Raw genomic sequence first — 25,624 nt, forward strand, 5'->3', positions numbered from 1 at the left:
ACTCCGTGCGCTTGTCGGTCTTCTCCGTGCGCTTGTCGGTCTTCTCCGTGCGCTTGTCGGTCTTCTCCGTGCGCTTGTCGGTCTTCTCCGTGCGCTTGTCGGTCTTCTCCGTGCGCTTGCCGGTCTTCTCCGTGCGCTTGTCGGTCTTCTCCGTGCGCTTGCCGGCCTTCTTCGCGGGCTTGTCCGTGCGCTTGCGGGGCTTATCCGTGTGCTTCCGGGGCTTGTCCGTGTGCTTCGCGGGCTTGTCGGCCCTCTTCGCCTTGACCGCTTTCTTCGCCGCCTTGGCCGCCGCTCGGGCGGACTCGCGGTCGGACTTCTTCGTGGCCTTTGCCGCCTTGTCGGCCGCCTTGCCGGCCGCCTTCCGCGTCGCCCCGCCCGGGCCCGGGGACGCCGGCGGCGGTGCGTCCGTCCCGGACTGTTCACCCGACTCGGGGGTTTCGCCCGCCGGGTCGGTGCCGCTCGTACGCTGCGGGGGTCCCGGGACCCGCGGCGCCGGCGAGGGAGCGGGCCGCCGCGGCGCGGGGTCCGGCGGCAGGTCGCCCACCGCCGCCACGGCGACTCCGCCGAGTGTCGCGCCGGACAGGAGCACGGCGAGCAGCGTGCGCAGCGAACGGCCCACCCGGCGCCCGGCGTACGGACGCCAGTCGTCGCGCCGCCGGGTGTGCACCGGCCTGGGACCCTGCCGCCGCTTGCGGGCGTCCCGGAAGGCGGCGAGGGCCCGCTCCTCCGCCTCCGGGTCCAGGCGCCGGGACCGTAACGCGACGCGCAGGGCGTCGGCCGTCCGTGCCTGGGGGCCAGGGCGTACGGGAGGACGGGCCGTGTCCCCGTCGCCGTCGTGTCGCTCACCCATGACCGTGTCCGTCCCCGCCCCGCGCCATCCTCGCGCTCACTCCGACTCCCCCAGCGTCCCGTTGCCGTCTTCCGTCACACCCGGGGCGGCGAGTTCGCGCGCGAGCCGCTTCAGGCCCCGGTGGGCGGCGGTGCGGACCGCGCCGGGGCGCTTCCCGAGAACCCGGGCGGCCGCGGGTGCGTCGAGGCCGACCACCACGCGCAGCAGCACCGCCTCCGCCTGATCGCGCGGCAGCCGGGAGATCAGATGCAGGGCGTGCTCGGTGGTCAGGGACTCCAGGGCCTGCTCGTGGGTGTCGTGACGGCCGGGCAGTTGGAGGGCGTCGCTGTCGAGTGCCGCGGAGCGGGGGCGGACCCGCAGCCGGCGCAGATGGTCGTACGCGCGGTGGCGGGCTATGGTCGCGGTCCAGCCGCGGAAGCCGGCGCCGTCGCCCTTGAACCGCCCGAGATCACGGGCGATCTCCAGCCAGGCGTCGGACGCCACGTCCTCCGCGTCGTCGCCGACGAGCCCGCGCAGATAGCCGAGCAGTCCCGGTTGCACGATCCGGTACGCCACCGCGAAGGCGGCCTCGTCCCCCCGCTGGGCCCGTGCGACGGCCGTGCCCAGCTCCCCGTCGTACGCCTGCCCGCGGCGGGGTTCCCCTCCCTGGCCCAACGCTGTCCTCGTTCGTGGCGAGTGGTCTCGCGTCCCCACATCTGCGGCACGCCGGTCATGCTCACGCCCTCAAGGTCATCAGCGTCCGTTCGCAGATAAATGTCACCGGTCGTCTGAACGTCACCGGTCGTCAGGCGTCCCGGTGGGCGGGCTCCTTCGGCGGCGCGCCCACCGCGTCCCGGCACAGCAGCCGCAGCGAGCCGTCGCCGTGGTAGCAGCGGCGGGCCTCGTCGATCGGGTCCCACAGGCGGCCGTCGGGGGTGCGCACCCAGTGGTCGCCGCCGGCCGCCCACCACTCGCCGCCGGTCAGCCGCACGACCACTTCGCCCGCGTAGGCGCCGAAGCCGCGCAGCGCGGTCTCCACGGCGGCGTAGGGCGCGTCCTGACGGCGTATGTCCTCGATCGTCCGGTCCACCCGCCACAGGCTCTGCGCCGAATAGTCGAGCCGCAGCCGGGCGCCCTCGCGAAGAGCCGCGACGACGTCGGCCGCCCAGCGCGCGGGCTTGGTGGCGGCGTGGGGCCTGGTCACCTCAGTTGCGTTCACATCCACAAGAGCGCCCTGCCGCCGTGAAGCGTCACGCCGTCCCGAAGGGGTGCCCGACTCCGGCGCAGGACCGCCCCACTGCCCCACAGGACGGGCACAGAATCCTTTCACGGAAGACGTTTGGGCAGTTGGGGGCCGTTTCGCTAGGACCGGCCCCGGGCGCGGCGGGAGACCACGGCCCGCAGCACGCGCCGTCCCTCGGTCGACACGTCACGGGCCTGCCGCAGTCCGGTCGCGCCGTGGCCGGTGACCAGTTCCAGGACGGCCACCTGGCGCCGCAGTTCGGCGGCGACCAGCGGCGACATACCGTCCGTGCGGCCCTCGCGGTGGGCGGCCACCGAGGCCTCGCCGTCGTCGTCGGCGGGGTCCAGCAGCTGGTGGATCCGCAGCGCGGCGACCGAGCAGGCGTCGGCCCACCGGCGCAGGGCGTCGGCGGACGGCTCGGCGGGAACCTCGTCCAGCATCCGGCGGGCGAGCCGCGCGGCCTCGGCCTCGGCCTCGGAGGAGCACTCCGCGGCCGAGGCGTCCCCCTCCCCCGTCTCCAGTCCGGCCCGCGCCTTGGCGAGGCGCGCCTCCCACTCGTGGCCTTCTGCGAGGCTCGCCCACAGCGGGCGCAGGACGTCGTCGTCGTCCCCTCCGAAGAGGGGAGCGCACCGATCCAAACAGGCCAGTCCGCTTGCCGCGAGTGCACGCTCGTCGGCCTGTGCGATCAGGTCCACCAGGCTCATCACGCCTCCTCGAAACGCCTCGACGGGGCGCCTCATCTCTACGGAGCCCGCACTTCCCCTTACTGCGTGCAACGGACCGTGAGTGTCACAGAGGCTCCCCGCCCTGCAGACTGAGCACCACGAAGAGATGTTTTCGGCCAATTGCGCCCGCGGTTGTGCCACGGGGTACCGAATAGACCACAGCGGCACCGGACGCGCGCCCGGAATGCAGCATTCCGCCGAACGGATGCCCGACCCGGCCGAGTCGGGCATCCGGTGCGTCGTCATCCCAGACGGTCCGCCAGCTGCCGGAACTGCGTCCAGGACAGCGCCGGCGGGCGCGGATCCCACAGTTTCTGGACCAGCGCCCGCAGCGGCATCCGGATCCCGGCCGCCACCTGGTCCTGCGTCTGCGCGTTCGGACGGTCGCCCCACACCGCGAACACTCCGCCGAGGATCTGCCCGTCGTACTGGGCGGGCACCGCCGCCGTGCCCCGGACCACCCGCGGTGTCCACTGTTCGTAGATCCGCTGACCGGTGGGGTAGACGAAGGTCTGCGGCTGGCCGAGCACGTAGTAGAGGTACTCGTCGTTGTAGTTGATCAGCTGCCGGCCCGCGCCCAGGTAGTCCGCCGGCGGCCGGGCGCCGATCTCCTTGCCGGTCCAGTAGGCGACCTGGAGGTCCTTGGCCGGCTGCACCGTGCTCGACCGGTAGAAGCCGTCGTTCCAGGCGCGCATGGTCCGGCCGTGGCCGCGTACCACGTTCGCCCGGTCGTTGAGCCAGCCGGTCGCCAGATCCGCCACCCCCGCGCCCGGGCCGTACTTCGCCCTCGCGGCGGCGGCGAGCTGCGGATAGGAGGCGGCCGGGTTCGCCGCCATGAGCGCCTGGTACTCGTCGCCGCCCAGGTGCCAGTAGGCGCCCGGGAACACGCCCGTGTACTCGTTCAGGAGGTCGTCCACGATCTTGGCGGCGGCCGGCTTGGAGATGTCGACCGCCCCGCGTACGGCGACGCCGGAGGCGGTGCGCAGCTGAAGGTCGGGGTGGGCGCCGATCACGGCACCCAGGTGGCCGGGCGAGTCGATCTCGGGGACGACCGTGATGTGCCTGCTCGCGGCGAGGTCGACGATGGTCTTGACCTCCGCCTTGCTAAGGTGCTGGGCGGACACGACCTCCGGGTGCGTGGAGGACTCGACACGGAAGCCCTGGTCGTCGGAGAAGTGCAGCCCCATCTCGTTGTACTTGAGGTCGCCCAGCTCCCGGATACGGTCCTCGATCCACCTGGCCGTGTAGTACTTGCGGGCGATGTCGAGCATGAGGCCGCGCCGGGGCCTGTCCGGCGCGTCACGCACGACGCCCTCGGGCGCGGTGCCGCCGCCGTGCACCTCCTGCTTGAGGGTGCGGGTGCCGTAGAAGACCCCGGCCTCGCCCGGGCCGGTGATCCGGACCCGCCCGTCTCGGACGGTCAGGGCGTAGGACTCCTGGTCACCGCTGCCGGTCACGTCCAGTTCCACGTCGCCGGCGCGCGCACCGGTCTGTCCGGCGTACGCCATCCCCAGCTCCCCGGCCAGCAGCTGTCCCTCGTCGGCGAGAGCGGCGTCGTCCACGACCACCCGGCCCGTGGAGGCGGGCCGCCAGCCGGGACCGCGGGCGGCGGTGAACTCACGGACGGCCGGAATGGTGCGGGGCGCCTGCGAGAGGGGGTACACCCGGGTGGGGGACGGGGCGGAGGTGCCCGTCCTGACCTTGGATCCATTGGGCGTGCCGCCGCCCGAAGGCCACAGCGTCACGGCCGCCGCGACCGCGCCGGCGGTGACGACCGCGGCGCCCAGCAGCAACCCGTTGCGCTTCCCGTGCGTCTTCCCCTCGGGAACCCGTCGCCTCCGGCCGGTCACCGCGCCACACCTCGCACCACACCCGCGTACGGCCGCACCGTGCGCGGCAGCCTCTGCCTCACCTCACGCACCACATTCATACGTATTCGATCGACTATCGACCACACGCTACCCACCTCCACGCATCCGTCCCCCTTTGTCCCTTCCGAACCTACGGCCCCGACCCAGCCCGATCGTCCACAAGAAGCCTCGAAACTCTCCCGTTCGGGTGAAATTCGGGCAGCCGCTGGACGCCCGCCCGACCGCCGTCGATAACGTGACGGAGCATTTTCCGCCTCCCCCTCCTCTCCCTGCCGACCCGCACGCGACGTCCGCCCGACGCCGCGCCCGCCACCGCCGAGGACCCACGCTGTCCGCGCACCGTCTTCCCCGCCTCCCCGGCGCCACCGCGCTGCCGGCGCAACAGCGCACCGCGGCCCCCACCGGCCTGGAGCGGTTCAACTCCGCACCCGCCGACGAGGCCCGGCGCGCCCTCCTGGCCTGCTGCCGCAGTCTGCGCTGGGTCCACCGCCTCGCCGAGCACCGCCCCTACCCGGACATGGACTCCCTGCTCGCCGCGGCCGACGAGGCGGCGTACGACCTGTCACCCGCGGACCTCGCCGAAGCCCTGGCGGGCGAGACGCTCACCCTGCTGCCGGACGGCGCCTACTCGGCCGCTCACACCGCCCTGAGCGCCGCACACGCGGCGTACGAGAGCCGTTTCGGACACGTGTTCGTCATCTGTCTGGACGAGGTGACCCCGGACGAGTCCGCCGACTTGATGCTGGCCGCGATCCGGTCACGATTGGCGAACGATCCCGAGGAGGAACGCCTGCTGACGGCCGAGGAACTGCGCCGTCTGGCGAAGGGCAGACTGGCCCGCCTCGTGCGGAACCCCTCCGGTCTCCCGGTGGCGGAGCACGCCCAATAGCCCGTCCGTGCTCGTTTGATTGCCTGTTTGATCACATCGGTAGGCCCGCCGCAAGCGTTCCGACAACACGTCGCTACGATGCTGGGGGCCGGTGGACCGTACCCGGCCGGGCCCGACCGACACAGAAGCCGGCGCGGCCCTAGTCCCCGCTCCCGGAGGGTTCTTCCGTGCCGGCTGGAACGCTGTACCGCGGCCGGGAAGGAATGTGGTCCTGGGTGGCTCACCGAGTCACCGGCGTCCTCATTTTCTTCTTCCTGTTCGTACACGTGCTGGACACCGCTCTCGTGCGTGTCTCCCCCGAGGCCTACGACAAGGTCGTGGCCACGTACAAGTCGCCGATCGTCGCCGTGCTGGAGTACGGCCTGGTCGCCGCCATCCTCTTCCACGCGCTGAACGGCCTGCGCGTCATCGCCGTCGACTTCTGGTCGCAGGGTCCGCGCTACCAGAAGCAGATGCTGTGGGCCGTCGTCGGCGTCTGGGTCGTGCTGATGCTCGGGGCCGTCTACCCCGTCCTCGGCCACGCCGCTCGTGAAGTGTTCGGGAGCTGACGCGTATGTCCACGACTGAAACCACCGCCACCGGTATCGGCCCCGTCGAAGGTGCCTCGCTGTACGACGTCGACAACCCGGCGCCGGTCATCGAGCCGCCGCGCCAGCGGACCAAGAGGACCCCCAAGGCGACCCGCGGCAACTTCGAGATGGCCGCGTGGCTCTTCATGCGGCTGTCCGGCATCGTCCTGGTCGTCCTGGTCATCGGCCACCTGCTGATCCAGCTGGTCCTCGACGGCGGCGTGTCCAAGATCGGCTTCGCCTTCGTGGCCGGCCGCTGGGCCTCCCCGTGGTGGCAGCTCTGGGACCTGGCCATGCTGTGGCTCGCCATGCTGCACGGCGCCAACGGCCTGCGTACCGTCATCAACGACTACGCGGAACAGGCGAGCACCCGCCTGTGGCTGAAGGGCCTGCTGTACACCGCCACGGTGTTCACCATCCTGCTGGGCACGCTGGTGATCTTCACCTTCGACCCGAACATCCGCTAGGCACGGGGCTGCGAGAATCCATGAAGATCCACAAGTACGACACCGTCATCGTCGGCGCCGGCGGCGCCGGCATGCGCGCCGCGATCGAGGCGACGAAGCGCAGCCGCACCGCCGTGCTGACCAAGCTCTACCCGACCCGCTCCCACACGGGCGCCGCGCAGGGCGGCATGGCCGCCGCGCTGGCCAACGTGGAGGAGGACAACTGGGAGTGGCACACCTTCGACACGGTCAAGGGCGGTGACTACCTGGTAGACCAGGACGCCGCCGAGATCCTGGCGAAGGAGGCCATCGACGCCGTCCTCGACCTGGAGAAGATGGGCCTGCCGTTCAACCGGACGCCCGCGGGGAAGATCGACCAGCGCCGCTTCGGCGGTCACTCCCGCAACCACGGCGAGGCCCCGGTCCGCCGCTCCTGCTACGCGGCCGACCGCACCGGCCACATGATCCTCCAGACGCTGTACCAGAACTGCGTCAAGGAGGGCGTGGAGTTCTTCAACGAGTTCTACGTCCTGGACCAGCTGATCACCGAGATCGACGGCGTCAAGACGTCGGCCGGTGTGGTCGCGTACGAGCTGGCGACCGGCGAGATCCACATCTTCCAGGCGAAGGCCGTGATCTACGCCTCGGGCGGCTGCGGCAAGTTCTTCAAGGTGACGTCGAACGCGCACACCCTGACCGGTGACGGCCAGGCCGCCGTCTGGCGGCGCGGTCTGCCGCTGGAGGACATGGAGTTCTTCCAGTTCCACCCGACCGGCATCTGGCGCATGGGCATCCTCCTGACCGAGGGCGCGCGCGGTGAGGGCGGCATCCTCCGCAACAAGGACGGCGAGCGCTTCATGGAGAAGTACGCGCCCGTCATGAAGGACCTGGCGTCGCGTGACGTCGTGTCCCGCGCCATCTACACGGAGATCCGCGAGGGCCGCGGCTGCGGTCCCGAGGGCGACCACGTCTACCTGGACCTCACCCACCTGCCGCCGGAGCAGCTGGACGCCAAGCTGCCCGACATCACCGAGTTCGCCCGCACCTACCTCGGCATCGAGCCCTACACGGACCCGATCCCGATCCAGCCGACCGCGCACTACGCGATGGGCGGCATCCCGACGAACGTCGGGGCCGAGGTCCTGGCGGACAACACCACGGTCGTCCCCGGCCTGTACGCGGCCGGCGAGGTCGCCTGCGTGTCCGTGCACGGCGCGAACCGCCTCGGCACCAACTCGCTGCTGGACATCAACGTGTTCGGACGGCGCGCGGGCATCGCGGCGGCGGAGTACTCGCAGAAGGCGGAGTACGTCGAGCTGCCGGAGAACCCGGCGGAGCTGGTGGTCTCGCAGATCGAGCGGCTGCGGTCGTCCACGGGCAACGAGCGCGTGGCGGACCTGCGCCGCGAGCTCCAGGAGACCATGGACGCGAACGTCATGGTGTTCCGCACCGAGCAGACGATCAAGACGGCGGTCGAGAAGATCGCCGAGCTCAGGGAGCGCTACAAGAACGTGGCGATCCAGGACAAGGGCAAGCGGTTCAACACGGACCTGCTGGAGGCCATCGAGCTGGGCAACCTGCTCGACCTGGCCGAGGTCATGGCGGTGTCGGCCCTGGCCCGCAAGGAGTCCCGCGGCGGCCACTACCGCGAGGACTACCCGAACCGAGACGACGTCAACTTCATGCGCCACACCATGGCGTACCGCGAGGTGGGCGACGACGGCACCGAGTCCATCCGTCTCGACTACAAGCCGGTCGTCCAGACCCGCTACCAGCCGATGGAGCGTAAGTACTGATGGCAACCCCTGTTCTGGACAAGGCGGAGGCGGACGCGCAGTCGGCCGCGTCCCCGTACATCACCGTCACCTTCCGGGTCCGCCGCTTCAACCCGGAGGTCTCGGCGGAGGCGACCTGGGAAGACTTCCAGCTGGAGATCGATCCCAAGGAGCGCGTCCTCGACGGTCTGCACAAGATCAAGTGGGACATCGACGGCACGCTGACGTTCCGCCGTTCCTGCGCCCACGGCATCTGCGGCTCGGACGCCATGCGGATCAACGGCAAGAACCGTCTGGCCTGCAAGACGCTGATCAAGGACATCAACCCCGAGAAGCCGATCACGATCGAGCCCATCAAGGGCCTCGCGGTCCTCAAGGACCTGGTCGTGGACATGGAGCCGTTCTTCCAGGCGTACCGGGACGTGATGCCCTTCCTGATCGCGAAGGACACCAACGAGCCGACCCGCGAGCGTCTCCAGTCGCCTCAGGACCGTGAGCGGTTCGACGACACGACGAAGTGCATCCTGTGCGCCGCCTGCACGTCCTCGTGCCCGGTGTTCTGGAACGACGGCCAGTACTTCGGCCCGGCGGCCATCGTCAACGCGCACCGCTTCATCTTCGACTCGCGTGACGACGCCGGGGAGCAGCGGCTGGAGATCCTCAACGACAAGGACGGCGTGTGGCGCTGCCGTACGACGTTCAACTGCACCGACGCCTGCCCGCGCGGTATCGAGGTGACCAAGGCGATCCAGGAGGTGAAGCGAGCGCTCATCACGCGCCGCTTCTGAGGTCCTCCCGCCGATACGCCGCCGAGGGCCCCGTCTCCACTGGAGGCGGGGCCCTCGGGCGTGCGGGGCGCGTTCTCACCGACCCGAAGGCCGAGGTCACCCCTGCGGTCGTGGAGATCCTCGAGGCGGGGCAGTACGAGCGGGGCGGCTAGGCTCTCTCCTCGTGCCCTCCAAGTCCGAGCAGACCCGTGCGCTGATCCTCGAGACCGCGATGCGGCTGTTCCAGGAGCGGGGCTACGACCGGACGACCATGCGCGCCATCGCCCAGGAGGCGAGGGTCTCCGTCGGCAACGCCTACTACTACTTCGCGGGCAAGGAACACCTGATCCAGGGTTTCTACGACCGCATCGCCGCCGAGCACCAGGCGTCCGTCCAGGAGGTCCTGGCCGAGGAGACCGACCTGGAGGCGCGGCTCGCGGGTGTGCTGAAGGCATGGCTGGACGTCGCCACGCCGTACCACGAGTTCGCGGTGCAGTTCTTCAAGAACGCCGCCGACCCGGACAGTCCGCTCAGCCCGTTCTCCCCCGAGTCGGAGCGTGCGCGCACGCAGGCCATCGGCGTGCACCGGGAGGTGCTGGCGGGGGCGAGGGCGAAGGTGCCCGAGGAACTGCGGGACGCGCTGCCCGAGTTGATGTGGCTCGCGCAGATGGGGCTCGTGCTGTACTGGATCTTCGACCGGACCGAGGGCCGTGAGCGCAGCTACCGGCTCGCGGAGCGCGGCGCCCGTCTCACCGCGCGGGGCGTCTCACTGGCCCGGTTCCGGGTGCTCAGGCCGCTCGTCCACGAGGTGCACGCGCTGTTCACGGACTTCCTCCCGGGGATGACGAAGGCGCTGCCGGACCCCGCGGGGAGGAGAGGGACGCCCGTGGAGGACGGGCGCCCCTGAGGGCCTTGGTTCCCGGCGCCGGCGGCGTGCGTCAGATCCTGCCGAGCCGCCACAGCCGGAAGACACCGGTACCGTCCGACAGGTACTGTCCGCCACCGACGTCCTCGCTGCTGACCACGTACTCCTTGCGCTGCCACAGGGGGATCAGCGGCACGTCCCGGGCCACGAGCAACTGCATCCGCTGGAAGTCCGTGATGGTCTTGTCGGTGCTTGACCTGAGGGAAGAGGAATCAGTTGAGATGAGAATGAACTTACCGAGGGGGTTGTTTCAGGCCGGTTTCACCGCTGGTGAGGCGCTTGCGGTTCACGCCTGTCGCGAGGCCAGTTCCACGATCGTGATGTCCGACGGTGCCCCCACCCGCGTCGGCGGCCCCCAGGCACCCGCTCCCCGGGTCACATACAGCTGGGTGTCGCCGTAGCGGTCCAGGCCCGCGACGGTCGGATTGGCGGCGGCCGCGAGGAAGTTGCCGGGCCAGAGCTGGCCGCCGTGGGTGTGGCCGGAGAGCTGGAGGTCCACGTGGTGCCGTACGGCCTCGTGGATCTGGACAGGCTGGTGGGCCAGCAGGACGACGGCGCGTGCGGTGTCGCGGTCGCCGAGCGCCTTGGTGAAGTCGGGGCCCTCGCCCTCGCTCGCGCCCGCCAGGTCGTTGACGCCGGCCAGGTCGAAGGCGGGCAGTTCCGTGCGCGCGTTCTCCAGGGGGTGCAGGCCGAGCCTGCGCACCTCCTCGACCCACTGGTCGGCGCCGGAGAAGTACTCGTGGTTGCCGGTGACGAAGTAGCTGCCGTGGCGGGCCCTCAGCCGCGACAGCGGTGCCGCCGCCGGGCCCAGGTCCTTCACGCTGCCGTCGACCAGGTCGCCGACGACCGCGATCAGGTCCGGCTGGGTGGAGTTGATCGTGTCGACCACGCGCTGAGCGAAACCCCGGCCGAGTACGGGCCCGAGGTGGATGTCGCTCACGACGGCGATGCGGAAACCGTGCGCGGAGCGCGGGAGTCGGGCCAACGGGACCGTGACGCGTTTCACCGCGGGCCCGCGCAGCACGCCGTAGGTGCCGTACCCCACGGTCCCGACCGCGGCAGCGGCCACGGCCCCGCCCACGACCCGTGAGACGAAGAGACGGCGGGAGGGGGCGGTGGGCGCGGGGCCCGGAGCCGGGTCCGGGGCGGGCAGGGGAGCCCGGTCCGGCGCGGTCTGCGGCTGCGGCCGTGCGTCCGGCCGCGGTCCGTCCGGTCGCGGCCCGGTGTGCGGGGCCGTGGATGCCCCTCCCGCCGGCACCAGAGCCGGGGCAGGTGCCGACTGCCGGGCCCGGGCGCCGCGGTCAGCCAGGCGGCGTACCAGCGGTCGTACGGCCTCACCCGCCGGCAGTGCCAGCAGCAGGTACAGCGACAGCGCCATCCACAGGAAGCCCGGCCAGCCCAGGACGCGCTGGAGCCAGAAGGGGGCTCCGGCGCGCTCGGCGACCAGGGCCGCGACCATCAGTACCGGTCCGGCGACGAGCACGGCCGTGCCGGTGCGCCGCGCGAGGCCCGGGCCGCGGGTCGTCTCGCGGACCAGCCTGCGCCACGCGTACCAGTGCAGCGCTGCGAACGCGGCCAGGACGGCCACGGCGACCAGGACGAGGACGACAACCACCGTGTGTCCGCTCCCCGTTATGGCGTACGTCGCAGCGCGCGCAGTCCGCGCAACCCGATCACGCCGATGACTGTCCCCAAGACAAAGGAAACGACGGCGAGCGTCAGGTGCACCCAGAAGTACGCCGTCGGATTCCCCGCGTCGTCGAACGCGAGTCCGCTTGCGTCCTTCCACAGGTTCTTGACGAAAGTGATCCAGATGACCCAGCTCCACACCCCGAAGGCGAGCAGGAACCAGGAGATGGGGCGGCTGAGCTTCATACCCTCAGTATCGCCGCTCGGCGGTGGCGGCTCGCCCAGGGGTGTCCGGTATCGACTGGGACCGGCTGGGACTTCCCGTCGCGCACCCGGTACGTTCGCGACCGTGTCCGCCTCGAAGAAGATCGCCAGGCGCCGCCTGGCGGTCACCTCCGCCGCCGTGCTGTCCCTCTCGCTCGCCGCACCCGCGACCGCGTTCGCGGCCCCGCAGAGCCCGACCGTGTCCCCCTCGGCCACGCCTCCGGCGGTGATGTCCACGGTCGGCGGCGAACTGCTCGGCAGGCCGGGCACCCAGGTGAACCTGGGCAGCGGTGCCCCGGTGCTCCCGAAGGACGTGACCGCGCGCTCCTGGATCGTCGCCGACGCCGAATCGGGTGACGTTCTGGCCGCCCACAACGCGCACTGGCGGCTGCCCCCGGCAAGCACCCTGAAGATGCTGTTCGCCGACACCGTACTGCCCAAGTTCCCCCGGACCGAGACGCACAGGGTGCTCCCCTCGGACCTGGCGGGTATCGGCTCCGGGTCCAGCATGGTCGGGATCAAGGAGGGCGAGAGCTACACGGTCCACGACCTGTGGCTCGGGGTGTTCCTGCGCTCCGGGAACGACGCCGTGCATGTGCTGTCCGCGATGAACCACGGGGTCGGGCAGACCGTCAAGGACATGCAGGCCCACGCCGAGGAGTTGCAGGCCCTCGACACGCACGTGGTCAGCCCGGACGGCTACGACGCGGCCGGGCAGGTCTCGTCGGCGTACGACCTGACGCTGTTCGCCCGCTCCGGGCTCCAGAAGAAGGACTTCCGGGAGTACTGCTCGACGGTGCGGGCCTCGTTCCCGGGCGAGACCACGAAGAAGAAGGGCAGGACGACCCGCGGGTCCTTCGAGATTCAGAACACCAACCGGCTACTGGCCGGGGACACCGACCTCTCCCCTTACCGGGGCATAGCGGGCGTGAAGAACGGCAACACCACCAACGCCGGCGCCACCTTCACCGGAGTCGCCGAACGGAACGGCAGGGTGCTGCTCGTGACGGTGATGAACCCGGAGAAGAAGGATCACAACGAGGTCTACCGGGAGACCGCCCGGCTGTTCGACTGGGGCTTCCACGCGGCCGGGAAGGTCCGCCCGGTGGGTGAGCTGGTCGCGCCCAGGGGCGCCGGAACGGGCGGCCAGGGCACCTCCGGGGGGTCCGCGGGCGGGAGCACGGGCAAGAACGGGGGGGCCGCCAAGCAGGTGGCCACCTCGGTGAAGGGCGGCGGCTCCAGTGGGGTCGGCGTGGCGCTCGCCATCTCCGGCGGCGTGCTCGCCCTGCTCGCCGCGGGCGTCTTCCTGGTCAACCGCCGCTGGCCGCTGCCCGATCTGGTACGCCGTCGGACCCGTCCCTGACCTCGCCGGACCCGTCCCTGACCACGCCGGACCCGCTGCTGCCCGTCGCCGTCCAGGCGGCGCAGAACAGCACCAGCTTCGCGGTGAAGTTGATCCACAGCAGCAGCGCGACCGGCACCCCGAAGGCGCCGTACATGCTCTTCGAGGCGACGCCCTGGATGTAGCCGCTGAGCAGCAGCTTGAGCAGTTCGAAGCCGACCGCGCCGATCAGGGCGGCGGTCAGCAGCCGGCGCCGCGGGGGTTCCACGCCGGGCAGCAGGGTGAGGACGTACAGCAGGACCAGGAAGTCGGCGAGGACGGCGACGGCGAAGGCGGCGATCCGCAGCAGCACGCTGCCCCAGCCGCCCTGATCGAGGCCGATTTCCCCGGCCATCCGGTCGACCAGGGCGTTGGCGACGGTGGAGATGGCGATGGTCACCAGGACCGCGCCGCCCAGGCCGACCAGCACCACGCCGTCCTTGACCTTCGCGACCACCGGGTTCTCGTCGCTGTCGGGCAGCTCCCACACCGCGCGCAGGCAGTCCCGTATCTGGCCGACCCAGCCGATGCCGACGAAGAACAGCGTGGCTCCGGCGATGACGCCGACGGTGCCGGCGTTCTGGACCAGGCCGTGGATGTCGAGCTGGCCGGAGATGCCGGGAAACTGTTCGGCGACCTTGCTCTGGAGCTTGTTCTGCTGGTCCGCGCTGAGCGTGGCGGCGCCGATCGCGGCGGCGACGGTGAGCAGCGGGAAGAGCGCCACGAAGCTGACGAACGTCATTGCGGCCGCGAGCCGGGTCCATTTCACGCGGTCGAGGCGTTCGTAGGAGCGCCAGGCGTGCGTGGCCGTCAGCCGGCCGATCAGCGGCCCGATGCCGGGGAGTCTCTTCAGCCAGTCCATGGTGCGACGCTCCCCTCGTGACCCGTGCCGTATCCCGGCGTACTCCGGCTTCCCCGCATCACCCATTTCAGTGAGGAGCGACGCCAGGTGAAGACATTGAGAGGCTATGCCCCTTTTGCAACGCTACGGTCACGGGCATGCCTGCCCACAAGGACGCTTTCGGCACTCCCCGCTCCCTGCTGATCCTCGGCGGCACGTCCGAGATCGCGCTGGCCACCGCACGCCGCCTGATCGCCCGGGGCGCCCGGACCGTCCGGCTGGCCGGCCGCCCCTCCCCCCGCCTGGACGGGGCCGCCCGGCACCTGCGCGCGCTCGGCGCCGACACCTTCACCGTCCCCTTCGACGCGCTCGACCCCGAGTCCCACGAGAGCGCGCTCGGCAAGGCGTTCACGGAAGGGAACATCGATCTGGTGCTGCTCGCGTTCGGCGTGCTCGGCGACCAGGCGACCGACGAGCGCGACCCGGCGGCCGCGGCGCGCGTCGCGCAGACCAACTACACCGGCGCGGTCTCCGCCGGCCTGGTGTGCGCCCGGGCGCTCCAGACCCAGGGGCACGGCTCGCTGGTGGTGCTGTCCTCGGCCGCCGGTGAGCGGGCCCGCCGATCGGACTTCATCTACGGCTCCAGCAAGGCGGGGCTCGACACGTTCGCGCAGGGCCTCGGCGACGCGCTGTACGGCACCGGTGTGCACGTCATGGTCGTCCGCCCCGCCTCCCTCCGGGGGCCCGGCACGCCCGCACGGGACCAGGGGCCGCTGACCACGACCCCGGAGGAGGTCGCCACGGCGATCGAGCTGGGGCTGCGGAGGCGCTCGGAGGTGGTGTGGGTGCCTGGCGCCCTGCGCCTGGTGATGTCGGCCCTGCGGCACCTGCCCAGGGCCCTGTTCCGGCGCCTGCCGCTCTGAGCTCTGCCGTTCTCAGCTCTGCCGTTCTCAGCTCTGCCGTTCTCAGCTCTGCCGTTCTCAGCTCTGTAGCGGGATCTAGCCTTGATGGGCGGGAAGGGTGGCGTCGGTCGGGGCCGCCGCCTGGGACGGCACCACCGCGCTGCCGAACGGGAACTTCCGCAACTTGCGCCAGACGCCGTCCGGGCCCTGCTCGTACAGCGCGAAGCCCGTGCACGGCCACTCGGCCTCGTAGTCGGACAGCTCCTCGTACGCACGGTCCATGGACGCCTCGTCGATCCCGTGCGCGACCGTGACATGCGGGTGGTACGGGAACAGCAGGTCGCGCGCCACCGGCCCGGAGGCGTCCCGGACCTGCTTCTGGAGCCATGTGCACGCCTCCGCGCCCTCGACGACCCGGACGTAGACCACGGGCGAGAGGGGACGGAACGTGCCCGTCCCGGACAGCCGCATCGGGAAGGGACGCGCGGCCGCCGCGACCTCGACGAGGTGCGCCTCGATCGCGGGCAGCGCGGAGGCCTCGACCTCCGTCGGCGGCAGCAGGGTGACATGCGTGGGGATGCCGTGGGCCGCGGCGTCGCCGAAGCCCGCGCGCAGCTCCTGGAGGAGGCTGCCGTGAGGCTCCGGGACCGCGATCGACACACCGATCGTTACGGTCCCCACGTCGTCTCCTAACGTCGTGTTGGTGTGCGCGGCCCGGGGCAGGACGGGCTGCCGCTGTGGTATTCGCTTTCCGACTGTACGACCACGCCCTGCCATCGGGCAGGCACAGTCAGAGTGGAGTGCAGCACTCCCCGGCGCGCCGGGGCACCTCCCGGGTCAGTGCTTGGCGGGCAGGAAGCCCACCCTGTCGTAGGCCTGGGCGAGAGTCTCCGCAGCGACCGCGCGCGCCTTCTCCGCTCCCTTGGCCAGGACCGAGTCGAGCGTCTCGGGGTCGTCCAGGTACTGCTGGGTGCGCTCCCGGAACGGCGTCACGAAGTCGACCATGACCTCGGCGAGATCCGTCTTGAGCGCTCCGTAGCCCTTGCCGGTGTACTGCTGCTCCAGTTCGGTGACACCGGTGCCGGTGAGGGTGGAGTAGATGGTCAGCAGGTTGCTGACGCCCGGCTTCTCCTCCGTGTCGAACCTGATCACGGTGTCCGTGTCCGTGACGGCGCTCTTGACCTTCTTGGCCGTCGCCTTCGGGTCGTCGAGCAGGTTGATCAGGCCCTTCGGCGTGGACGCCGACTTGCTCATCTTGATCGACGGCTCCTGGAGATCGTAGATCTTCGCGGTCTCCTTGAGGATGTACGGCCGCGGGACCGTGAAGGTCTCGCCGAAGCGGCCGTTGAAGCGCTCGGCGAGGTCGCGGGTCAGCTCGATGTGCTGGCGCTGGTCCTCACCCACCGGCACCTCGTTCGCCTGGTACAGCAGGATGTCGGCGACCTGGAGGATCGGGTACGTGAAGAGCCCCACGCTCGCGCGGTCGGCGCCCTGCTTGGCGGACTTGTCCTTGAACTGGGTCATCCGTGCGGCCTCGCCGAAGCCGGTGAGGCAGTTCATGATCCAGGCGAGCTGGGCGTGCTCGGGGACGTGGCTCTGGACGAAGAGCGTGCACCGCTCCGGGTCCAGCCCGGCCGCGAGGAGCTGGGCGGCGGCCAGACGGGTGTTGGCGCGCAGCTCCTTCGGGTCCTGCGGGACGGTGATCGCGTGCAGGTCGACGACCATGTAGAACGCGTCGTGGGTCTCCTGGAGGGCCACCCACTGGCGGACGGCGCCGAGGTAGTTGCCGAGGTGGAACGAGCCGGCGGTGGGCTGGATTCCGGAGAGCACGCGAGGACTGTCTGAGGCCATGTTCACCATTCTCTCAGGTCCGGGGGGCCGTGCCGGAAGCGGAGGGAGACCGGTGCGCACCGCGGGGTCCGCGACGGTGTAACAAGACGGTGTGACACAGGGGCATGAGGAGCGGGGGGAAGGCGTGCGCGGGCTGGGCGCTCTGGTGGCTGCACTGGTGGTGACGGTCGCGGTGCTGGTGGGGGCCGCCCCGGCGGGGGCGGTGGGCAAGGACATCCCCGATCTGGCGCTCGTCGTGGCGAACGGTACGGGCCGTACGACGACACTGCGCTCCGGGGACCGGGACTTCGCGCTGCTGTGGCAGCTGACGTCTCCGGCGGAGACCAGGACGGAGCCGGTACCGGACGCCTGGACCCGGGGCCGCTATCCGCGGGTGCGGGCCACCGTGGTGTGGGGGCTGACCGGTATCGGAGGGTGGCCCTACACACGGCGGGCACCGGGGGGCGACGTGGCCGTGGAGCGGCAGGACCAGGTGTTCCTGGCGGCGGACGGAACGGCGTGGGTGCGGTCCGATCCGGCGCCGGACGTCTCCGACGACGATGTCCGGTGGCGCCGGGCACCACGGCCGGTCTTCGACCGGCTGGAAAGGGACGGACTGTTCGCAGGGCCGCTCCCCTCGGCCGCGGGCGGCCTCTCGGACCGCCTGCTGTGGGGGGCGGGTGGACTCGTGGCGGGGCTGGCGCTGGCTGCCGGCGGCGCGTACGCCGTGCGGCGGGCCGCGGCCCGCGGACAGGGGTTGCCTCGCGAGCCGCGGCAGGAGCTCATCGATCTGTGAGCGGCCGGGGGCCGCCGCCGACCGGATCAGCCCAGGTCGATCTCCGGGTAGAGCGGGAAGCCCTGGAGCAGGTCGCTCGCCCGGTGGGCGATCTCGTCGGCGATCTTGGGGTCCAGGACGTGCTGGGCCTTCGACGGGGTTCCCTTGCCGGTGGTGCCGGGGACGGTCGTCGTGAGGACGCGGTCGATCAGGGCCGCGATCTCGTCCATCTCCGCCGTGCCCAGGCCCCGGGTGGTGAGCGCGGGCGTGCCGATGCGGATGCCGGAGGTGTACCAGGCGCCGTTCGGGTCGGCCGGGATGGAGTTGCGGTTGGTGACGATGCCCGACTCCAGCAGGGCCGCCTCGGCCTGGCGGCCGGTGAGGCCGTAGGAGGAGGCCACGTCGATCAGGTTCAGGTGGTTGTCCGTGCCGCCCGTGACGAGGGTGGCGCCGCGGCGCATGAGGCCCTCGGCCAGGGCGCGGGAGTTGTCCACGATCCGCTGGGCGTAGTCGCGGAAGGACTCCTGCCGGGCCTCCGCCAGTGCCACCGCCTTCGCTGCCATCACATGCGGGAGCGGACCGCCCAGCACCATCGGGCAGCCCCGGTCGACCTGTTCCCTCAGGGAGTCGTCGCACAGCACCATGCCGCCGCGCGGGCCGCGCAGCGACTTGTGGGTGGTGGTCGTGACGATCTGCGCGTGCGGGACCGGGTCGAAGTCGCCGGTGAGGACCTTGCCGGCGACCAGGCCCGCGAAGTGGGCCATGTCGACCATGAGCGTGGCGCCGACCTCGTCGGCGATCTCGCGCATGATCCGGAAGTTCACCAGGCGGGGGTAGGCCGAGTAGCCGGCGACGATGATCAGCGGCTTGAACTCGCGCGCGGAGGCGCGCAGCGCGTCGTAGTCGATCAGACCGGTGGCCGGGTCGGTGCCGTAGGAGCGCTGGTCGAACATCTTGCCGGAGATGTTCGGGCGGAAGCCGTGGGTGAGGTGGCCGCCCGCGTCCAGGGACATGCCGAGCATGCGCTGGTTGCCGAAGGCGCGGCGCAGCTCGGCCCAGTCCTCCTCGGAGAGGTCGTTCACCTGGCGGACGCCCGCCTTCTCCAGGGCGGGGGCCTCGACGCGCTGGGCGAGGACGGCCCAGAAGGCGACGAGGTTGGCGTCGATGCCGGAGTGCGGCTGGACATAGGCGTGGCGCGCGCCGAACAGTTCCTTGGCGTGCTCGGCGGCGAGCGACTCGACGGTATCGACGTTGCGGCAGCCGGCGTAGAAGCGGCGGCCGACGGTGCCCTCGGCGTACTTGTCGCTGAACCAGTTGCCCATGGCCAGCAAGGTGGCCGGGGACGCGTAGTTCTCGGAGGCGATCAGCTTGAGCATCTCGCGCTGGTCGGCGACCTCCTGGCCGATGGCGTCGGCGACGCGCGGCTCGACGGCGCGGATCACGTCGAGGGCGGCGCGGAAGGCGGTGGACTCGGTGGAGAGTGGCTGCTGCTCCGGCATGTCGGCCTCCGGGTGGCGTGGCTTGGTGCGGTCACGGTTCACGGTCGGCCCAGGCGCACGGCACTCGCTGACATCAGGGCCGCTCCCCGATGGTCGGTCCCATCCCAGCGCGCCAGTCACGGCCCGTCGGCCAGCCTACCGGGCCCGCCGGACGGCCAGTTCCCCGCGTCCACCATGCGAGCGACGGCGACGCCCTCAGAGGATCACGTGCGGCAGGAATCGCGCGTACTCGTCCGTGACCAGGCCGGAAGACTCGCGGACACCGAGCCCGGCCGACGCGTCCCCGACGACCCAGGCGCCGAGGACGACATGGTTGCCGTCGAAGGAGGGCAGGGGCGCCAGCTCCTGGTAGCAGCAGGGCTCTTCCCGCACGACGGGCTCGGCGCCCGGCGGGTGGACGGTCACGCCCGCGCCCTCCCGGCCGAGGAGCGGCTTGGCGACATAGCCCCTGGTGTGCGCCAGGTCCCGGGGGCCATCCAGATGGGCCGGGAGCAGGTTCGGGTGGCCCGGGTACAGCTCCCAGAGGATCGCGAGGAGCGCCTTGTTGCTGAGCAGCATCTTCCAGGCGGGCTCGATCCACAGCGTGCTGCCCGTGCCGCCGCCGTTGTCGAGGGTGTCGAGGACATGGCCGCCGAAGCGGTCGGCGACGAGCCACTCCCAGGGGTAGAGCTTGAAGCAGCTGCGGATGAAGCGCAGCCGGTTGTCGACGAAGCGCCCCGAGAGCGGGTCCCAGCCGATCTCCTCCATGGAGATCCAGTCGGTGTCGAGTCCGGCCTGCTCCGCGGTCTCCTTCAGGTACGCGACCGTCATGAGGTCCTCGCCGAGTTCGTCGACCGAGGAGTGCGCGAAGTACAGCGGGCCCCCGGGCGGGAGCAGCGCGGACTGCTTCTCCCAGGCGGCGACCAGGCGTTCGTGCAGGGAGTTCCACTGGTCGGCGCCCGGGAAGCGCTCCTGCATCCAGAACCACTGGGGCGAGGCGGCCTCGACCAGGGACGTGGGGGTGTCGGCGTTGTACTCCAGGAGCTTCGCCGGGCCCGTGCCGTCGTACCGCAGGTCGAACCGGCCGTAGACGGAGGGGAGTTCGGCGCGGCGGCGCCATGCATCGGCGACCGCGCGGGCGATACGCGGGTCGGTGATGCCGAGGTCGGCGAAGCGGTTCTCCTCGACGATGTGCGCGGCCGCGGCCAGGCACATGCGGTGCAGTTCCTCGACGACCTCCTCCAGCGCCTCCACCTCCTCGAGCGAGAAGACGTAGTACGCGCTCTCGTCCCAGTAGGGGCGCAGGGAGTCGTCGGGGTAGCGGGTGAGGGGGTAGACGAGGCCCTGGGCCTCGACGGTCCGCTGCCAGTCGGGGCGCGGCTCGGTCCTGCGGCGTTCCACGGCTGCTCAGCCTCCGGACGTGCCGTGGCCGCCGAAGCCGCCGCGGTCGACGCCGCCGTGGCTGCCGCCGGAGCGGCCCGAGCCCTTCGACTTGGTGAAGGAACCGCCGTTCACGAAGCCGTTCTTCTTCTTGCCGCCGTAGTACCAGCCACCGTGCACGGACGACCCGGAGGAGGTGCAGTTCTTGTCGGCGACGGCCTTGTAGCCCTTGCCGAGGGTGTAGCTGTCCCGGTCGACGCAGCGCTTGTCCGGGTCCGAAGAGCAGGCGGTGAGGGCTGCGGCAAGGAGCCCCATACCGCCGAGGACGACCGTGCCCGAACGCAGTTGCCGACGTGTGCCTGCCATGTTCCTGTCCCCCGTCGAGTGAGACGTCGTCGAGACGTCGGTGAGATTTTCCGGCCACCAGACTAGAGACGGCCGCTGCGGCGTTCGATCGGCCCCCTGCCTCGGCGCGCTCCCCTACAGTCGCACTGTGTTCCTTGGAATGATGTGCGCGCTCGGCGCGGCGGTCTGCTTCGGCACGGCGACGGTGTTGCAGGCGGTCGCGGCGCGCGCGGCCGGAAGGGGCGGGGGCGGGGAGGCGGCGCTGCTGCTGCGGGCTCTGCGGCAGTGGCGGTACCTGGCGGGGCTCACGCTGGACGGACTCGGATTCCTCTTCCAGATCGCGGCGCTGCGGTCGATTCCGATCTACGCGGTGGGCGCGGCGCTCGCCTCGAGCCTGGCGGTGACGGCGGTGGTCGGGGCGCGGCTGCTGGGGGTCCGGCTTACCGGGAGCGAGTGGGCCGCGGTCGGGGTGGTGTGTACGGGGCTCGCCCTGCTGGGGCTGGCTTCCGGTACCGAGGGCGGCCGGCCGGGGTCCACGGCGCTGAAGTACGCGATGCTGGCGACCGCGGTGGCCGTACTGTTCCTCGGGGTGAGCGGGGGGCGGCTGCCGGGGCGGGGGCGGTCGCTGGTGCTGGGGCTGGGCGCCGGCTTCGGGTTCGGGGTCGTCGAGGTGGCGGTACGGCTGATCGACGGGCTCACGCCGTCCGCCCTGCTCACCAATCCGGCGACGTACGCGCTGCTGTTGGGCGGCGGCGCGGCCTTCCTGCTGCTGACCACGGCCCTGGAGCGGGGGTCGGTGACGGTGGCGACGGCGGGCCTGGTCGTGGGGGAGACGGTGGGGCCGGCGGCGGTCGGGGTGGTGTGGCTGGGCGACCGGACCCGCGAGGGCCTGACCTGGCTGGCGGTGCTCGGCTTCTGTGTCGCCGTACTGGGCGCGCTGCTCCTGGCCCGCTTCGGCGAGGCTCCGGCACCGGCGGCAAAGGCCCCGGTCGGCCAGGCCTGACCACGACCGCTGCCCGGTGGTTCACGGCAACACCCGGCACAGGGCCTCCAGTGCCCCCGCCCAGGCATGGTCCGGTGGGGTGCCGTAGCCCACGACCAGGGCGTCCAGGGGCTCGGTGGCGGCGTCGGGATGGCGAAAGCGGGCCAGGCCGTGGACGGCCAGTTGCTGCCAGGCGGCTGCCCGCACCACGGACGCCTCGGTGCCCGGCGGCAGCTCCAGCACGGCGTGCAGGCCGGCCGCGATGCCCCTGACCCTCACCCGGGGGGCGCGGGACGCGACCGCCTCGACCAGGGCGTCGCGGCGGCGCCGGTAGCGCAGGCGCGCGGCGCGGACGTGGCGGTCGTAGGCGCCCGAGGCGATGAACTCCGCCAGGGTCAGCTGGTCCAGGACACCCCCGGTCCAGCCGCCTCCCTGCCGGACGGCGACCACCTCCGGGACCAGGGACTGCGGCAGCACCATCCATCCCAGGCGCAGCCCGGGAGCCAGTGCCTTGCTGGCGGTGCCCAGGTACACCACATGGTCCGGGTCGAGGTCCTGGAGCGCGCCCACGGGCTGGCGGTCGTAGCGGAACTCGCCGTCGTAGTCGTCCTCCAGCACCAGCCCCCCGGTGCGGCGGGCCCAGTCGACGACGGCGGCCCGGCCCTCGGGCCGCAGCGCCCCGCCCATCGGGAACTGGTGCGCCGGGCTGAGCAGCACCGCCGACTCGTCGGTCAGCGCGTCCGTCCGGGTCCCGAGGTCGTCGAACGGGAGCGGAACCGTGCGCAGTCCCGCCCGCTCCGCGATGTTCCAGTGCACGTCCAGGCCGTACGACTCGACGGCCAGCGGACCCGGTGCGGCGGACGGGCCCTGCCCGCGGTCGCGCAGCACCTCGCCGAGCAGCTTCAGCCCCTGTGCGAACCCGGCGCAGACGACGATCCGGTCGGGGTCGGCGCGTACGCCCCGGGCCCGGGAGAGATAGCCGGCGAGCGCGGTGCGCAGTTCCGCCCGGCCGCGCGGATCGCCGTAGCCGAGGGCGTCGTTGGGCGCTGCGGCGAGGGCACGGCGGGCGGCCCTGAGCCATTCCGAGCGTGGGAAGGAGGCGAGATCCGGCGTGCCCGGGACCAGGTCGTGCGCGAGGCGGCCGGGCTCCCGCGGGTGGGGGGCCGCCCGCTCCGACCCCCTCGGCAGCGCACTCCCCCACTGCCCGAAGGGCGTGGGAGGTACCCCCGTCGCCACCCGGGTGCCCGAGCCCTGGCGCGCGGTGAGCCAGCCCTCGGCGACGAGGTCGGCGTAGGCGTCGGCGACCGTGTTCCGTGCCACGCCCAGGTCGGCCGCGAGTGAACGGGAGGAGGGCAACCGGGTTCCGGGTGCCAGCCGCCCGCTGCGGACCGCCTCGCGCAGGGCGTCGGTCAGGCCCCGGCGCAGGCCCGGACCGGTCAGCTCCAGATGGAGGTCGGCGCCCAAAGTGGCCCAAGGTTTCTCCATGGAAATAGACCATACTCCTGGGCTTCTTCGCTCCTAGGGTCGGGAGCATGACGACGAACGACCACACCCCGACGAACAGCGACACCGCCGCCACGGCCGTGGAGTACGCGCCCGAGCACGCACCCCGGCTGAACTGGGCCGAGCACGCTCCCGAGGTCTACCGAGCGATGGTCCGGCTCGACGCGGCCGCCGGGCACGGCCTCGACCCGAAGCTGCGCGAGCTGGTCAAGATCCGCGCCTCACAGATCAACCACTGCGCCTTCTGCCTCGACATGCACTCCAAGGACGCGCTCGCCGCGGGCGAGAGCGTCGAGCGGATCGTTCAGCTGAGCACCTGGGAGGAATCGCGGCACTTCTACACGGAGAAGGAGATCGCGGCACTGGAACTGACCGAGGCGGTCACGGTCCTGACGGAGGGATTCGTGCCGGACGAGGTGTTCGAGCGGGCCGCCAAGCACTTCGACGAGGCGGAGCTCTCCCAGCTGATCGCCGCGATCGCGGTCATCAACGCCTGGAACCGGTTCGGGGTGACGGCCCGTGCCGTTCCGGGCCACTACCGGCCGGGTCAGTACAAGTGACAGCCCGTCCGAAGCGGAGCACCCGGTGGTGAGCGGAGCCGGCACGTTCCGGGCCCTGCACCACGGCCGTCCGCCCGGCGATCCGCTGATGCTTCCCGGCCCCTGGGACGCGGCGAGCGCCCGGGCGTTCGCCGAGGCCGGGTTCCCGGCCCTCGCCACGCCCAGCGCCGGGATCGCCGCCTCGCTCGGGTACGCGGACGGCGCCACGCCCGCCGAGGAGATGTTCGCCGCGGTCGCGCGGATCGTCCGCGCGGTCGACATACCGGTGTCGGCCGACGTCGAGGACGGGTACGGGCTCGCGCCGAAGGAGCTGGTCGAACGGCTGCTGGAGACGGGAGCCGTGGGCTGCAACGTCGAGGACTCGCACGAGGGTGTCCTCAAGGACCCGCGAGAGCACGCCGACTGGCTCGCCGAGGTTCGGGCCGAGGCGGGCGACCGGCTTTTCCTCAACGCGCGCGTCGACACGTTCGCGTACGGGGACGGCAACCCGGAACGGGCCCTGGAACGGGCCGCGTCGTACGTCGCCGCGGGCGCCGACTGCATCTATCCGATCGGCGCCCCGGCGGACGTACTGCCGCTGCTGCGGGCCGGCATCCGGGGACCGCTCAACGCGTTCGCGCGGCTCGACGGGGCGGGCCCCACGCCCGCCGAGCTGGGCGGGCTGGGGGCCACCCGCGTCACCTTCGGGCCCTGGTTGCAGCGCCGGGCCACGGCGGCCCTGAGCGAGATCGCCGTCGAGCTGCGCGAGGGCTGATCAGGACAGCCACGCCCGCCACGTCGAGGGGTGGCTGTCCACCCACTTCTTCGCGGCCTGCTCCGGGGTCAGCTTCCGGTCGGCGATCAGCAACGCGACCTGGTTCTGGTCCTCGGTGCTCCAGCGGAACTTCTTCAGGAAGGCCGCCGCCTTCCCGCCGTCCTTCGCGAAGCCGGCGTTCAGGTACTTCTGGAGCGGCGTGTGCGGGTACGCACAGGTGATCTTCGCCGCGTCCTCGTCGCAGCCCTCCTTGTACGGCGGCAGCTTCACCTCGGTCATCGGGACCTTCTTGAACAGCCACTGCGGCGCGTACCAGTACGTCAGGAAGGGCTTGTGCTCCTTCGCGAACTGCCTGATCTGCGTGATCTGCGCGGCCTCGGACCCGGCGAACACCACCTGGTAGTCCAGCTTCAGGTTGTTCACCAGCGCCTTGTCGTTGGTGACGTAGGACGGCGAGCCGTCCATGAGCTGGCCCTTGCCGCCGCTCTCCGCGGTGCGGAACAGGTGGGCGTACTTGTCGAGATTCCTCCAGTCCGTGATGTCCGGGTGCTGCTTGACCAGGTACGTGGGGACGAACCAGCCGATGTGGCCGGTCACCCCGAGGCCGCCGCCGCGGGCGATGGTCTTCTTGTCGTCGACGTACCGCTTCTCCTGGTCGGGGTGGCCCCAGTCCTCCAGGAGCGCGTCGATGCGGCCCTGGCTGAGGGCGTCCCAGGCGGGAACCTCGTCGATCTGGACGGTGTCGACCCGGTAGCCGAGCTTGTGCTCCAGGACGTACTGGGCCACGGCCACGTTGGCCTGCGCGCCCACCCAGGACGGCACGGACAGCGTCACCGTCTTCGCGCCCTGGGCACCCGCGAACGGCGAGGCCTGCTTGGTCATGTCGGCGGCACCGCAGCCGGTCGTCAGCACCAGGACGGCGAGAGCGGCGGTCATCATCGTCGTGCGTGTACGGACCATG

General features: G+C 71.5%; 26 protein-coding genes, 2 pseudogenes and 1 riboswitch. Of the genes and pseudogenes, 12 read left to right on the top strand and 16 right to left on the bottom strand.

Features of this window, described 5'->3' with window-relative positions:
• The 5 genes and pseudogenes from ABZ823_RS03610 to ABZ823_RS03630 form a co-directional block, all read right to left on the bottom strand.
• Nucleotides 1–850 (bottom strand): annotated as a pseudogene (locus ABZ823_RS03610) (hypothetical protein); the annotation flags it as partial.
• Between the two features lie 36 nt (nt 851–886).
• The gene (locus ABZ823_RS03615) at nt 887–1,504 is read right to left on the bottom strand and encodes an RNA polymerase sigma factor (protein WP_361653251.1); all 618 of its coding nucleotides are present in this window, start codon (nt 1,502–1,504) and stop codon (nt 887–889) included.
• A gap of 130 nt (nt 1,505–1,634) precedes the next feature.
• Nucleotides 1,635–2,048, bottom strand: a complete 414-nt coding sequence (locus tag ABZ823_RS03620) for a hypothetical protein (RefSeq protein WP_361653253.1) — start codon at nt 2,046–2,048, stop codon at nt 1,635–1,637.
• A gap of 143 nt (nt 2,049–2,191) precedes the next feature.
• A complete protein-coding gene (locus ABZ823_RS03625; RefSeq protein ID WP_361653255.1) occupies nt 2,192–2,776 on the bottom strand; it encodes a hypothetical protein in 585 nt (194 codons plus the stop codon).
• A 263-nt stretch (nt 2,777–3,039) separates the two neighbouring features.
• Nucleotides 3,040–4,590, bottom strand: coding sequence for a glycoside hydrolase family 20 protein (locus ABZ823_RS03630; protein ID WP_361653667.1), 1,551 nt, complete (start codon nt 4,588–4,590; stop codon nt 3,040–3,042).
• A gap of 448 nt (nt 4,591–5,038) precedes the next feature.
• Between ABZ823_RS03630 and ABZ823_RS03635 the strand changes: the two genes are divergently transcribed.
• From ABZ823_RS03635 to ABZ823_RS03660, 6 genes are all read left to right on the top strand, one after another.
• Entirely contained in the window at nt 5,039–5,557 is a 519-nt protein-coding gene (locus tag ABZ823_RS03635) for a 2-oxo-4-hydroxy-4-carboxy-5-ureidoimidazoline decarboxylase (protein WP_361653669.1), read from the top strand.
• A 167-nt stretch (nt 5,558–5,724) separates the two neighbouring features.
• Nucleotides 5,725–6,105, top strand: a complete 381-nt coding sequence (gene sdhC, locus ABZ823_RS03640) for a succinate dehydrogenase, cytochrome b556 subunit (RefSeq protein WP_361653257.1) — start codon at nt 5,725–5,727, stop codon at nt 6,103–6,105.
• A 5-nt stretch (nt 6,106–6,110) separates the two neighbouring features.
• On the top strand, nt 6,111–6,593 hold the full coding sequence (locus ABZ823_RS03645; protein ID WP_361653259.1) for a succinate dehydrogenase hydrophobic membrane anchor subunit: 483 nt from the start codon (nt 6,111–6,113) through the stop codon (nt 6,591–6,593).
• A 20-nt stretch (nt 6,594–6,613) separates the two neighbouring features.
• Nucleotides 6,614–8,368, top strand: a complete 1,755-nt coding sequence (gene sdhA, locus ABZ823_RS03650; protein ID WP_361653261.1) for a succinate dehydrogenase flavoprotein subunit — start codon at nt 6,614–6,616, stop codon at nt 8,366–8,368.
• Complete coding sequence (locus ABZ823_RS03655) at nt 8,368–9,135, top strand: succinate dehydrogenase iron-sulfur subunit (RefSeq protein WP_361653263.1); 768 nt, start codon at nt 8,368–8,370, stop codon at nt 9,133–9,135. The genes sdhA and ABZ823_RS03655 overlap by 1 nt, the downstream gene beginning before the upstream one ends.
• 163 nt (nt 9,136–9,298) lie before the next feature.
• On the top strand, nt 9,299–10,021 hold the full coding sequence (locus tag ABZ823_RS03660; RefSeq protein WP_361653265.1) for a TetR family transcriptional regulator: 723 nt from the start codon (nt 9,299–9,301) through the stop codon (nt 10,019–10,021).
• Between the two features lie 31 nt (nt 10,022–10,052).
• Here ABZ823_RS03660 and ABZ823_RS03665 read toward each other — a convergent pair.
• The 3 genes and pseudogenes from ABZ823_RS03665 to ABZ823_RS03675 all read right to left on the bottom strand — a co-directional run.
• Nucleotides 10,053–10,211, bottom strand: a pseudogene (locus ABZ823_RS03665) (peptide-binding protein); the annotation flags it as partial.
• A gap of 114 nt (nt 10,212–10,325) precedes the next feature.
• Nucleotides 10,326–11,654, bottom strand: a complete 1,329-nt coding sequence (locus tag ABZ823_RS03670) for a metallophosphoesterase (protein WP_361653267.1) — start codon at nt 11,652–11,654, stop codon at nt 10,326–10,328.
• A 17-nt stretch (nt 11,655–11,671) separates the two neighbouring features.
• The gene (locus ABZ823_RS03675) at nt 11,672–11,914 is read right to left on the bottom strand and encodes a hypothetical protein (protein WP_361653269.1); all 243 of its coding nucleotides are present in this window, start codon (nt 11,912–11,914) and stop codon (nt 11,672–11,674) included.
• 103 nt (nt 11,915–12,017) lie between these two features.
• On the opposite strand from ABZ823_RS03675, the gene ABZ823_RS03680 reads away from it, so the two are divergent.
• Nucleotides 12,018–13,295, top strand: a complete 1,278-nt coding sequence (locus tag ABZ823_RS03680; protein ID WP_361653271.1) for a D-alanyl-D-alanine carboxypeptidase — start codon at nt 12,018–12,020, stop codon at nt 13,293–13,295.
• On the opposite strand, the gene ABZ823_RS03685 is transcribed toward ABZ823_RS03680, so the two are convergent.
• Nucleotides 13,243–14,175 (bottom strand): YihY/virulence factor BrkB family protein, encoded by a 933-nt coding sequence (locus ABZ823_RS03685; RefSeq protein WP_361653273.1) that lies wholly within the window; start codon nt 14,173–14,175, stop codon nt 13,243–13,245. The genes ABZ823_RS03680 and ABZ823_RS03685 overlap by 53 nt on opposite strands.
• A 137-nt stretch (nt 14,176–14,312) precedes the next feature.
• On the opposite strand from ABZ823_RS03685, the gene ABZ823_RS03690 reads away from it, so the two are divergent.
• A complete protein-coding gene (locus tag ABZ823_RS03690; protein ID WP_361653275.1) occupies nt 14,313–15,077 on the top strand; it encodes a decaprenylphospho-beta-D-erythro-pentofuranosid-2-ulose 2-reductase in 765 nt (254 codons plus the stop codon).
• Nucleotides 15,078–15,152: 75 nt separating this feature from the next.
• Here the strand turns inward: ABZ823_RS03690 and ABZ823_RS03695 are convergent, their stop codons facing one another.
• Nucleotides 15,153–15,737 (bottom strand): 2'-5' RNA ligase family protein, encoded by a 585-nt coding sequence (locus ABZ823_RS03695; protein ID WP_361653277.1) that lies wholly within the window; start codon nt 15,735–15,737, stop codon nt 15,153–15,155.
• A gap of 156 nt (nt 15,738–15,893) precedes the next feature.
• The gene (gene trpS, locus ABZ823_RS03700) at nt 15,894–16,907 is read right to left on the bottom strand and encodes a tryptophan--tRNA ligase (RefSeq protein ID WP_361653279.1); all 1,014 of its coding nucleotides are present in this window, start codon (nt 16,905–16,907) and stop codon (nt 15,894–15,896) included.
• 175 nt (nt 16,908–17,082) lie between these two features.
• On the opposite strand from trpS, the gene ABZ823_RS03705 reads away from it, so the two are divergent.
• A complete protein-coding gene (locus ABZ823_RS03705; RefSeq protein ID WP_361653671.1) occupies nt 17,083–17,682 on the top strand; it encodes a hypothetical protein in 600 nt (199 codons plus the stop codon).
• A gap of 26 nt (nt 17,683–17,708) precedes the next feature.
• Here the strand turns inward: ABZ823_RS03705 and ABZ823_RS03710 are convergent, their stop codons facing one another.
• From ABZ823_RS03710 to ABZ823_RS03720, 3 genes are all read right to left on the bottom strand, one after another.
• Nucleotides 17,709–19,160: a glycine hydroxymethyltransferase gene (locus ABZ823_RS03710; RefSeq protein ID WP_361653281.1), complete on the bottom strand. Its 1,452-nt coding sequence runs from the start codon at nt 19,158–19,160 to the stop codon at nt 17,709–17,711.
• A gap of 40 nt (nt 19,161–19,200) precedes the next feature.
• A riboswitch (ZMP/ZTP riboswitch) is annotated at nt 19,201–19,290 on the bottom strand.
• Nucleotides 19,291–19,355: 65 nt separating this feature from the next.
• The gene (locus tag ABZ823_RS03715) at nt 19,356–20,540 is read right to left on the bottom strand and encodes a glutathionylspermidine synthase family protein (RefSeq protein ID WP_361653283.1); all 1,185 of its coding nucleotides are present in this window, start codon (nt 20,538–20,540) and stop codon (nt 19,356–19,358) included.
• 6 nt (nt 20,541–20,546) lie between these two features.
• Complete coding sequence (locus ABZ823_RS03720) at nt 20,547–20,885, bottom strand: hypothetical protein (protein ID WP_361653285.1); 339 nt, start codon at nt 20,883–20,885, stop codon at nt 20,547–20,549.
• 139 nt (nt 20,886–21,024) lie between these two features.
• Between ABZ823_RS03720 and ABZ823_RS03725 the strand changes: the two genes are divergently transcribed.
• Nucleotides 21,025–21,867, top strand: a complete 843-nt coding sequence (locus ABZ823_RS03725; protein ID WP_361653673.1) for a hypothetical protein — start codon at nt 21,025–21,027, stop codon at nt 21,865–21,867.
• Nucleotides 21,868–21,888: 21 nt separating this feature from the next.
• Here ABZ823_RS03725 and ABZ823_RS03730 read toward each other — a convergent pair whose 3' ends face one another.
• Nucleotides 21,889–23,331, bottom strand: a complete 1,443-nt coding sequence (locus ABZ823_RS03730) for a PLP-dependent aminotransferase family protein (protein ID WP_361653287.1) — start codon at nt 23,329–23,331, stop codon at nt 21,889–21,891.
• Between the two features lie 47 nt (nt 23,332–23,378).
• Here ABZ823_RS03730 and ABZ823_RS03735 point away from each other — a divergent pair, with 47 nt between their 5' ends.
• Nucleotides 23,379–23,909, top strand: a complete 531-nt coding sequence (locus ABZ823_RS03735; protein ID WP_361653289.1) for a carboxymuconolactone decarboxylase family protein — start codon at nt 23,379–23,381, stop codon at nt 23,907–23,909.
• 28 nt (nt 23,910–23,937) lie between these two features.
• A complete protein-coding gene (locus ABZ823_RS03740; protein WP_361653291.1) occupies nt 23,938–24,663 on the top strand; it encodes an isocitrate lyase/phosphoenolpyruvate mutase family protein in 726 nt (241 codons plus the stop codon).
• On the opposite strand, the gene ABZ823_RS03745 is transcribed toward ABZ823_RS03740, so the two are convergent.
• Nucleotides 24,664–25,623 (bottom strand): ABC transporter substrate-binding protein, encoded by a 960-nt coding sequence (locus ABZ823_RS03745; RefSeq protein WP_361653293.1) that lies wholly within the window; start codon nt 25,621–25,623, stop codon nt 24,664–24,666.
• Nucleotide 25,624 lies beyond the last annotated feature (1 nt).

This window comes from Streptomyces sp. NPDC047079 (assembly GCF_040643755.1).
Taxonomy (GTDB): Bacteria; Actinomycetota; Actinomycetes; order Streptomycetales; family Streptomycetaceae; genus Streptomyces.

Excerpts from the sequence above, each read along its gene's own strand:
- ABZ823_RS03720 (WP_361653285.1), bottom strand. The coding sequence starts at position 20,885 with ATGGCAGGCACACGTCGGCAACTGCGTTCGGGCACGGTCGTCCTCGGC.
- ABZ823_RS03735 (WP_361653289.1), top strand. The coding sequence starts at position 23,379 with ATGACGACGAACGACCACACCCCGACGAACAGCGACACCGCCGCCACG.
- ABZ823_RS03725 (WP_361653673.1), top strand. The coding sequence starts at position 21,025 with ATGATGTGCGCGCTCGGCGCGGCGGTCTGCTTCGGCACGGCGACGGTG.
- ABZ823_RS03690 (WP_361653275.1), top strand. The coding sequence starts at position 14,313 with ATGCCTGCCCACAAGGACGCTTTCGGCACTCCCCGCTCCCTGCTGATC.
- ABZ823_RS03625 (WP_361653255.1), bottom strand. The coding sequence starts at position 2,776 with ATGAGCCTGGTGGACCTGATCGCACAGGCCGACGAGCGTGCACTCGCG.
- ABZ823_RS03710 (WP_361653281.1), bottom strand. The coding sequence starts at position 19,160 with ATGCCGGAGCAGCAGCCACTCTCCACCGAGTCCACCGCCTTCCGCGCC.
- ABZ823_RS03675 (WP_361653269.1), bottom strand. The coding sequence starts at position 11,914 with ATGAAGCTCAGCCGCCCCATCTCCTGGTTCCTGCTCGCCTTCGGGGTG.
- ABZ823_RS03655 (WP_361653263.1), top strand. The coding sequence starts at position 8,368 with ATGGCAACCCCTGTTCTGGACAAGGCGGAGGCGGACGCGCAGTCGGCC.
- ABZ823_RS03745 (WP_361653293.1), bottom strand. The coding sequence starts at position 25,623 with ATGGTCCGTACACGCACGACGATGATGACCGCCGCTCTCGCCGTCCTG.
- sdhA (WP_361653261.1), top strand. The coding sequence starts at position 6,614 with ATGAAGATCCACAAGTACGACACCGTCATCGTCGGCGCCGGCGGCGCC.
- ABZ823_RS03730 (WP_361653287.1), bottom strand. The coding sequence starts at position 23,331 with ATGGAGAAACCTTGGGCCACTTTGGGCGCCGACCTCCATCTGGAGCTG.
- ABZ823_RS03685 (WP_361653273.1), bottom strand. The coding sequence starts at position 14,175 with ATGGACTGGCTGAAGAGACTCCCCGGCATCGGGCCGCTGATCGGCCGG.
- trpS (WP_361653279.1), bottom strand. The coding sequence starts at position 16,907 with ATGGCCTCAGACAGTCCTCGCGTGCTCTCCGGAATCCAGCCCACCGCC.
- ABZ823_RS03645 (WP_361653259.1), top strand. The coding sequence starts at position 6,111 with ATGTCCACGACTGAAACCACCGCCACCGGTATCGGCCCCGTCGAAGGT.